Below are 12,989 nucleotides of genomic sequence, written 5' to 3' on the forward strand. Positions count from 1 at the left end.
CAACATCTATCAGCCCCGAATGGGAGAGAACTATGAGTTATTCACACGCTAGTCATCTAGACGCCTTGAATCAGAATATTGCGGAGCTTGGTGACATTAATGTCTCTTTTGAATTTTTCCCGCCAAGCAGCGAAAAAATGGAAGAAACCCTGTGGAACTCAGTTCATCGGTTGAAAACGCTTCAACCTAAATTTGTTTCTGTTACCTATGGTGCAAACTCTGGTGAGCGCGATCGTACCCATTCCATAATTAAAGAAATAAAAGAGCAGACAGGCTTAGTGGCGGCTCCACACTTAACCTGCATCGACGCAAGCCGCGATGAGCTTGTAGAAATAGCAGAAGACTATTGGACAAACGGTATCCGTAATATTGTCGCTTTACGTGGTGATATCCCCGCTGGTGGCGGTGCACCTGATATGTACGCATCCGACTTAGTGACGTTGCTTAAATCACGTCATGATTTTGATATCTCAGTCGCGGCATTTCCTGAGGTGCATCCAGAAGCAAAAAGTGCCCAGTCAGACCTACTTAATCTGAAAAGAAAAGTGGATGCGGGTGCTAACCGCGCAATCACTCAATTTTTCTTTGATGTTGAAAGCTACCTCAGATTCCGAGATCGTTGTGTGAGTGCTGGTATTGATGTAGAGATTGTACCGGGAATTCTACCAGTATCTAACTTTACTCAAGCGTCTCGCTTTGCAGCAATGAATCATGTGAAAGTTCCAGGATGGATGGCTCAGCAGTTCGCTGGTTTAGAAGATGATCCAACAACTCGTCAATTAGTTGGTGCAAGCCAAGCGATTGATATGGTTAGAATCTTGAGTAGGGAAGGAGTAAAGGATTTTCACTTCTATACACTAAACCGAGCAGAAATGACGTTTGCGTTGTGTCATACACTCGGTGTAAGACCAACAAAATAAAGTGAACCGATAAACATAACGATAAAAGGGTTGATGTATGTACATCAACCCTTTTATGTTTTAGAAACAAAGGAATGAACTGGCTCGTCCTAATCCATTGATTCTATTTCTGCATAGACTTCTTCTGCCCAACCTACCCAAGCTTCACGTATAATTAGGTTACGTCTAAGCGTAAGACGTTCTAATTTAGCATGCCTGTCTAGTTTGGTTGGATCACCATAATAAGTTGCTTCAATCTCTTTGTAATGATTGACTAACTGTTTAGATTCACCAATAAGTGTCGAGACTTGTTCTTTGAAAGAATCCGCAGATTCTATAGCGCAAGCCATTAACTTAGCGCTGAATTCATCTCTAACAGTTGGTTGTGCTGTAGGTAGTTCAAACCACTCGCCTAATGCACGACGTCCGGCTTCTGTAATTGAATAAACTTTTCTATCTGGTTTGCCGTCTTGTGGCTGTAAAACACAAGTGACGAGTTCATTTTGAGCCATTTTATTGAGCTCTCTATAAACTTGCTGATGACTCGCTTTCCAAAAATAGCCGATACTATATGAAAACTCTTTGGTGATATCGTACCCGGTAGCATCACGAGTGCTTAAAACGGTAAGGATTACGTGTGGTAATGACATGTCTTAAATCCAATAATTAGTAATATAAAAACTCACATCTTTGAACTGCGTACGTGCTTTATGACACTCATCAATTTGCAGTTCAGAATAACGATAAATCTGCGTTTATTCGTTACTCTTATCTTCAGCCGATATTCACCTAGAAGCCTGTGGAGTTTGATTCCTTATTATTGTGCTTGTTATTAGTATAGTCGATATTTGGAGCACAATGGGGCGTAAGCATACCATTAAATTTTGTTGTGAAAATCAAAAAAAGGGGCAAATTGTCTCAAAAGGATGATAAATCTCTCAGGGTGGAGAAAAAACAGGACAATATGCTGTAAAGGTGAGGCATTATGTCCTGTTTTTGGGTTTAATTACTATCCTGTGTTGCGCATGCCAGCAGCAATGCCTGCGATTGTTACCATCAATGCTTCTTCTAGTTCGGAAGATGGCTCATCTGCTTGACGAGTCCGGTATAACAGCTCTGCTTGAAGGATGTTCATCGGTAAAACATAAATGTTACGTAATCGGATCGATTCTAGCCCCCACGGATCACTTTGCATTAAGTTTTCATTGTTCTCTACATTAAGAACCGCTTTAATATCTTTTTGCAACTGGTCTCGTAATTGATCCCCTAATCGCCAAAGTGATTTATCTGTTAGCCTTTGATCATAATAGCGTGAAATCTCAATATTCGATTTTGAATAAACCATTTCTAGCATACCAAGGCGGGTAGAAAAGAAAGGCCATTCGCGACACATCTCTTCTAATAAGTTCTGGTGACCTTTGTCGATAGAGTACTGTATCGATTCACCAGCCCCTAACCAAGCAGGTAAAACTAATCTGTTTTGGCTCCAAGAGAATATCCAAGGAATCGCTCTTAAGCTTTCAACGCCGCCGTTAGGGTTTCTTTTGGATGGTCGTGATCCCAAAGGTAACATACCAAGCTCTCGCTCTGGTGTCGCGGCCCTAAAATACGGAACGAAGTCAGGTTCACCCCTAACAATAGAACGGTACGCTTCACAGGAAACTTGTGACAGAACCTCCATTAGATCGCGCCATTCTTGTTTTGGGCTAGGAGGTGGTAACAAGTTAGCTTCAAGAATAGCACTCGCGTATCGATTAAAGCTGTTTACAGCTATATCTGGCAAGCCAAGCTTGAAACGAATCATTTCACCTTGTTCAGTGACTCGTAGGCCACCTTTTAGGCTTTTTGGTGGCTGAGAAAGGAGTGCCGCATGTGCTGGAGCCCCACCGCGACCTATTGTGCCTCCACGGCCATGGAAGAGTGTTAGCTCGATATTCGCTTCTTCACATACGCGGACTAACGCATCCATAGCACTATATTGAGCCCAACCAGCTGACATCACACCAGCATCTTTAGCTGAATCAGAATAACCAATCATGACCATTTGGTGATTTTGGATAAAGCCTCTATACCAATCTATCTCGAGTAACTGTTTGATTACGGCTTCTGAATTGTTCAAGTCATCTAGTGTTTCAAAAAGTGGACATACATCCATTCGGAACTGACAACCAGACTCTTGAAGTAGTAAGTGTACCGCGAGTACATCTGATGCAGTTCTTGCCATTGAGATGACGTAAGAACCAAATGCCTCACGAGATTGACTAGCAATTATCCTACAGGTGTCTAAAACCTCTTGAACCGGTTCAGAAGGCTGCCAGTTGCGAGGGAGGAGCGGTCGTTTTGAACTTAACTCATTGACAAGAAATGAAATTTTATCTTGTTCACTCCAATGATCATAATCACCAATACCTAAGTACCGTGTGAGTTCCGAAAGTACATCTGAGTGACGAGTACTTTCTTGACGAATGTCTAAACGTACAAGGTGGACACCGAATGCTTTCACTCGACGTAGACTATCGAGCAGTGAACCGTCAGCAATGACACCCATTCCGCATTGATGTAGCGATTGATAACAAGCGTAAAGAGGAGTCCATAACTGTTCAACATTCTCTAATATGGCTTTATTCGGAACGTCAGTTCGATTAATTTTTGCGTCTAACACTTCGAGTGTATCGGTTAACAGTGTTCTGATTTTTTTTAATACGGCGCGATAAGGTTCATGCTCTTCGCCGGCAAGTTGTCTAAGTTCGTCAGTACATTCGATCATAGATAGCTCACTGACGAGTTCATTAATATCGCCTAGATATAGATCAGCGGCTTTCCAGCGCGATAGGTGAAGAACCTCATGAGTAATCTCATGAGTCACAAATGGGTTGCCATCTCTATCGCCACCCATCCAAGAAGAAAAATGAACCGGACGAGCATCAATAGGAAGCCCTTCGCCAAGATAATCCGTCACTCGGTCATTGAATTCTCGTAAAAACTCAGGTACTGCTTCCCATAATGAATTTTCTACAACGGCAAAGCCCCATTTGGCCTCATCAAGAGGAGTTGGTCGCTCTTTACGCATATCATCAGAATGCCACGATTGAGCAATGAGCTGCTCTAATCGGCGCTCTTGTTTCACTCTTTCTCTCGAGGAAAGATCACTTAGTTCAAGCTGGGAAAGGCATTTATTAATTTTTACTAGCTTGTTGATCATAGTTCGACGAGCTATCTCAGTCGGGTGTGCAGTGAGAACCAGTTCAATATTGAGATCTTTAATAGCCTGTGCGGTTTCTAACTTACTTACACTATTCTCGGTTAGCTTAGAAAATAATGTATGGATGACGTCGGGTTCGCAAATATTTGAATCACAATGGCGTGAAATCGTATGGTATTGTTCCGCGATGTTAGTCAAATTTAGAAATTGGTTAAACGCCCTTGCTACAGGGTTTAATTGATCATCAGGTAGGTTAGAAATAACCTGTATTAGTTCTTCGCGGGCTTGTTGATCGTTTTCTCTTTCGGCAGATTTAGACAGCTGGCGTATTAATTCGACTTTCTCTAAAATTTCTTCGCCATGTGCATTTTTTATAGTATTGCCAAGTAAGTGACCTAGTGTTCTCACGTTACTTTTTAAAGCAGCATATTTCTCGTTCATTTCCTTTCTGCCTCGTAATTTAATTACAGTATATTTTCGTCCTAAAGATACAATCTAGCGAATATCTGTGCTTAGAGTCAAATAAAGACAAAGACACAATGGCTTTAATGGTTTTAAATTGACTGTGATCATTTCTAAAACTCATTAGGTTATAGAGTTGTGAAATTTTATTTCACAACTCTATACATTACACAGAAGGTATTCAGCGAGCAATAAGACCTTATAACTAAAGACTAGAAGCAATATTGGCGAATTGCTTTGGAAAGAATGTTAATTGTAGGGTCGATAAATTCGAAAGCTAAAAATTCATCTGGTTGATGAGCTTGGTCAATAGATCCTGGTCCAAGAACCAATGTTGGGCATAATTGTTGTAAGAAAGGCGCTTCAGTACAGTAGTTTACGGTTTCAGAGTTCATTTCACATATGGTTTCCATTCCCGAAACAAAACTATCATCCTGTGAACACTCATAACCCGGAATAGGTTCATGCAGTGGACGAATCTCAATACGGTTTGGCCATTTGGCTTTAACTTCTTTTAGTGCGCCTTGGAGCATGTTGTCCAGACCATCAAGGCTTATTCCAGGAAGAGGACGTACATCATAATGAAGCTCGCAGCAGCCACATATACGATTAGCGCTATCGCCGCCATGTATATGCCCTAGATTTAGAGTGGGTGACGGAATGGCAAAGCCTGGATGATGATACTCTTTAACCAACTTATTTTTCAGTTGCATCAGTGCGTACATCACCTCATGCATTATCTCGATTGCGTTAACTCCCAACGCGGGGTCTGAAGAGTGGCCGGATTTACCCGTTACTCGTATCGCATTTGCAACATGTCCTTTATGCCCTCTAATTGGTACTAGGCTTGTTGGTTCGCCAATAATGCAATAATCTGGTTGTATTGGCGCTTCGTCGGTAAAGTGACGAGCGCCAAGCATGGTCGTTTCCTCATCACATGTAGCGAGTATATAAAGAGGTTTTGTCTGATTTTGCCAATCTATGTTTTTGACCGCTTCAATAATGAAGGCAAAAAATCCTTTCATGTCCGCTGTGCCTAAGCCATAAAAGCGATTATTCGCTTCTGTTAGTGCATGTGGGTCAAAATTCCATTGGCCTTGATCAAAAGGGACTGTGTCGGTATGTCCCGCTAATAATAGACCGCCCTCACCTTGTCCCCGTTTCGCGATTAGATTACATTTTCCTTTCTCAACTTCGACCACATCCACTTCGAAGGACATTTGCCTTAACCAGTCAGCCAATAGTTCAATGACTTGGCTATTTCCTTCATCCCAACTGGGGTCGGTTGAACTGATAGAAGAGGTCGAAATGAGCCCTTTGTATACATCGATAAATTTAGGTAATTGCATATTATCTTCGCTTCCCCTATTGACAGATAACCCTTAAGACGTTAAAAAGCATATTAAATCATTATTTGTGAATAAAAAACCGAATAATGACGTTTTTTGAGTATGAATAGTCAAGTTTGACTGTTGTTAGTTACCCAAGTATTTGGATAAGTCAAGATGTTAAAAACCACAATTATTGGTGCAAGCGGTTATACAGGAGCTGAGTTAGCTCTTATGGTTACAAGACACCCTGAGCTAACGCTATCAGGATTATATGTTTCCGCCAATAGTGTAGACGCGAATAAGAAAATCAGCACATTACATGGCAAGCTGTCCGGTGTCGTTGATATGAAGGTTCTACCACTAACTGATGTTGAAGCGGTAGCAAAGGCGTGTGATGTTGTTTTCTTAGCGACGGCGCACGAAGTTAGCCACGATTTAGCGCCTGAATTTTTAGCGCAAGGTTGTCAGGTTTTCGACTTATCTGGTGCGTATCGCGTTCAATCTGAAGGTTTCTACCCTAAGTTTTATGGCTTCGACCACAAACATACAGAGCTTCTGAACAGCGCTGTTTATGGGTTGGCTGAGTGGAACGAAAAAGAGATAAAAAATACTGACCTGATTGCTGTAGCAGGTTGTTACCCAACCGCCTCCCAGTTAGCCATTAAACCTCTAGTAGAAATGAATATGCTGGATCTCAATCAATGGCCAGTTATTAATGCGACAAGTGGTGTTACTGGTGCGGGTCGAAAATCGAGTATGACCAACAGTTTTTGTGAAGTGAGCTTGCAGCCTTATGGGTTGTTCACTCATCGTCATAAGCCTGAAATTGCTTCACATCTTGGTTGTGACGTCATCTTTACACCACATCTCGGTAACTTTAAAAGAGGCATTCTAGCTACGATCACTATGAAGCTCGCTACTGGTGTTACAGCTGAAGACGTAAATAACGCGTTTGAAAAAGCTTATCAAAATAAACCAGCGGTTCGTTTAAAGCATGAGAGTATCCCTAGAGTACAGGATGTAGAATTTACTCCTTTCTGTGATATCGGATGGAAGGTAGAAGGGGAGCACGTCATTGTAGTTTCCGCTATCGATAACCTATTAAAAGGTGCGTCTAGCCATGGGATGCAGTGTTTAAATATTCGTAACGGTTTTGAGCCGCTTACTTCACTTTTGTGAGAATTAATATGAATCAAGATCTAAAACCATTAGTGATTAAACTAGGCGGCGCAGCACTTTCATGTTCTGACACTCTAGGTAAACTTTTTAATGCGATTGAAAGCTACCAAAATCAGGCGAACAGAGAGTTAGTTATCGTTCATGGGGGTGGTTACCTTGTTGACGAGTTAATGGCAAAGTTACAGCTAGAGACAGTAAAGAAAAATGGTTTGCGTGTTACGCCTTATGACCAAATCCCAGTTATAGCAGGTGCATTGGCAGGTACTGCCAATAAATTGCTGCAAGGTGAAGCGGTTAGAAATGGTCTTAAAGCAGTTGGTCTTTGTTTAGCGGATGGTGGCTTGTGCAAGGTTGAAGAATTGGACCCAGAGTTAGGGGCAGTAGGTAAAGCGAGTGCAGGTGACGCCAGTGTACTTAAAGCGATATTGAAAACGGGTGCATTACCTATTATCAGTTCAATCGGATTAACAGAGAAAGGTCAGCTGATGAACGTAAATGCTGATCAAGCTGCAGTTGCTGTCGCGAGTTCTTTAGATGCAGAATTAGTACTCCTTTCAGATGTTAGCGGAGTGCTGGATGGTAAAGGTCACTTGCTACCTAACCTAGATAAGAAGCAAGCAGATGCACTGATTCAGGGCCGAGTTATCACAGATGGAATGATAGTTAAGGTGGAAGCAGCTTTAGACGCTGCAAACGAACTTGGTAGACCAATTGAAGTTGCAACGTGGCGTTACCCAGAAAAATTAAGCGAATTATTTTCAGGCAAGAGCATAGGTACACAGTTTTTGCCTCAGTAAAAATTTAGACAGACATAATTATTAAACACAACAATTTTTAAACCCGATGTACTGACCGCCAGAGCAGTCCGGGAGATCAGGAGAAATACTATGAGCAAGGTTGAAGTAAAAAAAGTAGTCGTAGCCTATTCCGGCGGTCTAGACACATCAGTAATCATTCCATGGTTGAAAGAGAACTATGACTGTGAAGTGGTTGCTTTTGTAGCAGATGTTGGCCAAGGTGCAGAAGAGTTGGAAGGTGTCGAGGAAAAAGCAATCGCTTCTGGCGCATCTGAAGTATACGTTGCGGATCTTAAAGAAGAGATGGTTAAAGAGTACATTTATCCTTCACTAAAAACAGGTGCGTTATATGAAGGTAAATACCTTTTAGGTACCTCTATGGCTCGACCAATTATTGCTAAAGCACAAGTGGAATGTGCTCGTAATGTTGGGGCTGATGCTCTTGCGCACGGTTGTACTGGTAAAGGTAATGACCAAGTTCGTTTTGAAGGTGCATTCGCTGCACTCGCACCAGATCTACATGTTATCGCCCCTTGGCGTGAGTGGGATCTAGTGAGCAGAGAGGAATGTTTAGATTACCTTGCTGAGCGTAATATCCCGTGCTCTGCATCATTAACTAAAATCTATTCTCGCGATGCAAACGCATGGCATATTTCGACAGAAGGTGGTGTTCTTGAGCAAACTTGGAACGCACCAAACGACGATTGTTGGGCATGGACAAAAAGCCCAGAAGAAGCTTCAAACGAAGCTGAATACGTAACAATAAAAGTAGAAAAATGCGAAGTTGTTGCGGTTGATGGCAAAGACATGTCGCCATACGAAGCTCTAATGTACCTAAATGATAAAGGTGTTGAACACGGAATTGGGCGTATCGATATCGTTGAAAACCGTTTGGTTGGTATGAAGTCTCGTGGTTGTTATGAAACTCCGGGTGGCACAATCATGATGGAAGCACTTCGTGCAGTAGAACAACTTGTTCTAGATAAGAGCTCATTTGAGTTCCGTGAAGAGTTAGGTGTAAAAGCGGCTCATTTAATCTACGATGGCCGTTGGTTTACTCCGCTGTGCGAATCAATTATTGCTGCATCAGAAAGCCTAGCACAAGATGTTAATGGCGAAGTGGTTATTAAGCTTTACAAAGGGCAAGCAACAGCTACTCAGAAGCGTTCTGATAACAGCTTGTACTGTGAAGCATTTGCAACATTCGGTGAAGATGAAGTGTATGACCAAAGTCACGCGGAAGGATTTATACGTTTGTATTCTTTAGCCAGCCGTATTCGTACTTTGAATTCGCAAAAGTAATTAGAATTTTTCAAAAGTAATAAAACAGAAGCTTGATTCTCGGTTGTATATCGCTAGTATCTACAGCCGCGTGTTAAGCTCTCAATAACACACCAACTAACAATAATAATTAGCTTCCGTTAAGATCAGGAGATACACAATGGCATTATGGGGCGGTAGATTTACCCAAGCAGCAGACACTCGGTTCAAAGATTTCAACGATTCACTTCGCTTTGATTACCGACTAGCTGAGCAAGACATTGTTGGGTCAATTGCCTGGTCTAAAGCACTTCGTTCTGTTGGTGTTCTTAATGAAATAGAGCAACAAAAACTCGAACTTGCTTTAAACGAGTTGAAGCTAGAAGTCATGGAAGACCCTGAGCAGATCCTTAAATCTGATGCAGAAGATATCCATAGCTGGGTTGAGCAGCAACTTATTGGTAAAGTAGGTGACCTAGGTAAAAAACTTCACACTGGCCGTTCTCGTAATGACCAAGTAGCGACAGATCTAAAACTATGGTGTCGTCAACAAGGTCAGCATCTACTCATTGTGCTGGATCGTTTGCAAAATCAACTTGTAGATGTAGCATCACAACATCAGGACACCGTTTTACCTGGTTATACCCACCTACAAAGAGCACAACCGGTTACATTCGCTCACTGGTGTTTAGCGTATGTTGAAATGTTTGAACGTGATTATTCTCGTCTTGGGGATGCTATCAATCGTCTTGATACCTGTCCGTTGGGCTCTGGTGCACTAGCGGGAACAGCGTATCCAATGGATCGTCAAGATCTTGCTCATAACTTAGGTTTTCGTCGAGCCACACGTAACAGTTTAGATTCGGTTTCAGATAGAGATCATGTGATGGAATTGATGTCTATCGCTTCTATCTCAATGTTGCACCTTTCGCGCCTTGCCGAAGATATGATTTTCTACAATTCTGGTGAATCTAATTTCATCGAATTAGCCGATACTGTTACATCAGGTTCATCCTTGATGCCGCAAAAGAAAAATCCTGACGCATTAGAACTTATTCGAGGGAAATGTGGTCGTGTATATGGTTCGTTAGCGGCGATGATGATGACCGTAAAAGCTCTTCCTCTCGCTTACAATAAAGATATGCAGGAAGACAAAGAAGGGTTATTCGACGCATTGGATACGTGGAATGACTGCATGGAAATGGCGGCCCTTTGTTTCGATGGTTTAAAAGTAAACAAAGAACGGACATTAGAAGCAGCGAAGCAAGGTTATGCTAATGCTACTGAATTAGCCGATTACCTTGTGGCTAAAAACATCCCATTCCGTGAAGCACACCACATCGTCGGTGTGGCTGTAGTTGGAGCGATTGAAAAAGGGTGTGCTTTAGAAGAACTATCGATTGAAGAGTTAAAAGTGTTCTCTGATGTTATCGAAGATGATGTATACGAGATCCTTACTATTGAATCATGCTTAGATAAGCGTTCAGCTTTAGGTGGTGTATCTCCTAAGCAGGTGGCCTATGCAGTTGATCATGCGCAGCAACGCCTAGAGAAGAGAAATGTCTCTGCAATTAAGGTTCGTGTAGCAAGATTAACCGATATTGACGCACTAGAAGGTATGGTTGCTTATTGGTCTAATATGGGTGAAAACTTACCTCGAAACCGTAGTGAACTTATACGAGATATTGGTTCCTTTGCAGTTGTTGAGCATCAAGGTGAAGTCACAGGGTGCGCTTCTCTCTATGTATACGACTCTGGTTTGGCGGAAATACGCTCTTTGGGTATTGAGGCTGGATGGCACAGACAAGGTCAAGGTACTGCGATTGTCCAACATTTAGTTGCAAAGGCAAAACAGATGGCAATACGAAAAGTCTTCGTATTGACTCGTACACCAGAGTTCTTCATGAAACAGAACTTCTTGCCAACATCGAAGAGTTTGCTGCCTGAAAAAGTACTAAAAGATTGCGAACAATGCCCAAGAATACACGCGTGTGATGAGGTGGCGTTAGAGTTTGATCTTTGCGAACAAACTATTATCCGAGTTAACGTGGCTTAATTTGTTGAAATTGAATGGAAAAATTACACCATTAGCATAGCCTTAAAAAAAGATCTTTTTTGTGGGAACATTTTAGAAAAAGCTCGGTCTTAATAAGTACCACTGCTTTTTCTTAGAAGAATATCTAAGAAAGCCCCTATCCGGATTGGATTAGGGGCTTTTTTCTTTTTATAAGACAATTTCACTGTACACAAAAATTTCAAAAAACCTTCACCTAACCGTTATCCCCTGTCACATATCTATCGCTAGCCTATTTAGTTGTTAAACATACACGTAGAAAATCATTTAATACTAAATCGGAGAAACCTTGTGAAGGGACATCATTTAGCTCTAGCTATCAGTGGTTTATTAGTCGGATTAACAGGCTGTAGCAATACGGAATCAAGTATTTCAACGGCCGTTGAAGTACCACAGCAGAACGATGCATGGTATACAGAAGCACAGGCCGCAATTGCAAAAGCAAAGGTCAATATGCCAATCGATAAGCCGGCAAAAAACGTTATCTTGTTCGTTGGAGATGGCATGAGTGTTGGCACCATTACGGCTGGTCGTATTTTTGAAGGCCAACGTCGTGGTTTACTTGGTGAAGAGTACAGTTTGGCAATGGAGAGCCTGCCGCATGCGGCACTAGTAAAGACTTATAACACCGATATGCAGATACCTGATTCTGCAGGCACTGCCTCTGCCATGGTTTCTGGTGTGAAGACTAAAGCGGGAACTATCTCAATCAATGACAACGTGCAACGTGGTTTTTGTAACACCGCTTTAGGTAATGAAACGACAACGGCATGGGAGCTAGCGGCTGAACGTGGTATGTCGGTGGGAGTTGTGAGTACCGCTCGTTTAACTCATGCGACACCCGCCGTAACCTATGCACACAGTGCAGATAGGAACTGGGAACATGACTTACCTAATATTGCAAAGAATCAAGGTTGTGTTGATATTGCTACTCAGTTCGTAAGCTTCGACAAAGGTAATGGTATTCAGGTTGCTTTTGGTGGTGGGCGTCGAGAATTTTTGCCAGTAGAAGTGATTGATCCTGAAGGAAAGAAAGGTAAGCGCAAAGATGGTCGTAATTTAATTGAAGAGTGGCAGGCGAAATACCCAGAAGGTCAATACGTTTATGATCAGGCCGGTTTCGACAATCTTGATGACAACACAACTCGAGCATTTGGCTTATTTGAAAGCAGCCATATGAAATATGAAGCGGATCGTCGTGGTGATGAACCTTCTCTGGCTGAAATGACTACCAAGGCAATTGATATTCTTTCAAAGAATGAAGAAGGCTATGTATTGATGGTAGAAGCTGGGCGCATCGATCATGCTCATCATGAAGGGAATGCAAAACGAGCCTTAGAAGATACCATTGCTTATGATGATGCAATTAGAGCGGCACTTGAAAATACCAACCTAGAAGACACGTTAATTATAGTAACGGCTGATCACGCTCATACCCTTGTTATGAATGGTTATTCGACCCGTGGCAACAATATACTTGGGTTGTCTAAATCTAAAGGTAAATTCAGTCAAGATGAGTTTGGTAAAAAGTACACCACACTTACTTATGGAAATGGCCCAGGGGCGGTTAAAACAGAGCGTTCTGATTTAACTGAACAGGAAGTATTGGCATTAGACTATAAACAGCAATCTCTTGTTCGTTTGAGTTCGGAAACCCATTCTGGTGAAGATGTAGCAGTCTTCGCTAGAGGTCCTCAAGCGTATCTTTTTCAAGGGGTCGTGGAGCAAAATTATCTATATCATGTTATGAATGAAGCATTAAGTCTTTCTAAATAAAATGAATTT

At 41.9% G+C, this 12,989-nt stretch carries 9 protein-coding genes; 6 read left to right on the forward strand and 3 right to left on the reverse strand.

All coding sequences use genetic code 11. The features are described 5' to 3' along the window. Positions 1–32: 32 nt before the first annotated feature. The gene (metF, locus tag PGX00_RS03310) at positions 33–920 is read left to right on the forward strand and encodes a methylenetetrahydrofolate reductase (protein WP_272132755.1); all 888 of its coding nucleotides are present in this window, start codon (positions 33–35) and stop codon (positions 918–920) included. A gap of 89 nt (positions 921–1,009) precedes the next feature. On the opposite strand, the gene PGX00_RS03315 is transcribed toward metF, so the two are convergent. The 3 genes from PGX00_RS03315 to argE all read right to left on the reverse strand — a co-directional run bounded on the left by PGX00_RS03315 (position 1,010) and on the right by argE (position 5,912). Then, positions 1,010–1,549, reverse strand: a complete 540-nt coding sequence (locus tag PGX00_RS03315; RefSeq protein ID WP_272132757.1) for a PadR family transcriptional regulator — start codon at positions 1,547–1,549, stop codon at positions 1,010–1,012. Between the two features lie 359 nt (positions 1,550–1,908). Continuing rightward, complete coding sequence (ppc, locus tag PGX00_RS03320) at positions 1,909–4,542, reverse strand: phosphoenolpyruvate carboxylase (RefSeq protein ID WP_272132759.1); 2,634 nt, start codon at positions 4,540–4,542, stop codon at positions 1,909–1,911. A 233-nt stretch (positions 4,543–4,775) separates the two neighbouring features. Beyond that, positions 4,776–5,912: an acetylornithine deacetylase gene (argE, locus tag PGX00_RS03325; RefSeq protein WP_272132761.1), complete on the reverse strand. Its 1,137-nt coding sequence runs from the start codon at positions 5,910–5,912 to the stop codon at positions 4,776–4,778. Positions 5,913–6,068: 156 nt separating this feature from the next. Here argE and argC point away from each other — a divergent pair, with 156 nt between their 5' ends. The 5 genes from argC to PGX00_RS03350 all read left to right on the forward strand — a co-directional run bounded on the left by argC (position 6,069) and on the right by PGX00_RS03350 (position 12,980). Continuing rightward, positions 6,069–7,073 carry an N-acetyl-gamma-glutamyl-phosphate reductase gene (argC, locus tag PGX00_RS03330; protein ID WP_272132763.1) on the forward strand — a complete coding sequence of 335 codons (1,005 nt, stop codon included), beginning with the start codon at positions 6,069–6,071 and terminating at the stop codon, positions 7,071–7,073. Positions 7,074–7,081: 8 nt separating this feature from the next. Continuing rightward, entirely contained in the window at positions 7,082–7,870 is a 789-nt protein-coding gene (argB, locus tag PGX00_RS03335) for an acetylglutamate kinase (RefSeq protein WP_272132765.1), read from the forward strand. A 90-nt stretch (positions 7,871–7,960) separates the two neighbouring features. Further along, on the forward strand, positions 7,961–9,172 hold the full coding sequence (locus tag PGX00_RS03340; protein ID WP_272132767.1) for an argininosuccinate synthase: 1,212 nt from the start codon (positions 7,961–7,963) through the stop codon (positions 9,170–9,172). Positions 9,173–9,311: 139 nt separating this feature from the next. After that, positions 9,312–11,186 carry an argininosuccinate lyase gene (gene argH, locus PGX00_RS03345; RefSeq protein ID WP_272132769.1) on the forward strand — a complete coding sequence of 625 codons (1,875 nt, stop codon included), beginning with the start codon at positions 9,312–9,314 and terminating at the stop codon, positions 11,184–11,186. A gap of 309 nt (positions 11,187–11,495) precedes the next feature. Beyond that, positions 11,496–12,980: an alkaline phosphatase gene (locus PGX00_RS03350; protein ID WP_272132771.1), complete on the forward strand. Its 1,485-nt coding sequence runs from the start codon at positions 11,496–11,498 to the stop codon at positions 12,978–12,980. Positions 12,981–12,989: the final 9 nt, after the last annotated feature.

This window comes from Vibrio algarum (genome assembly GCF_028204155.1).
Taxonomy (GTDB): Bacteria; Pseudomonadota; Gammaproteobacteria; order Enterobacterales; family Vibrionaceae; genus Vibrio; species Vibrio algarum.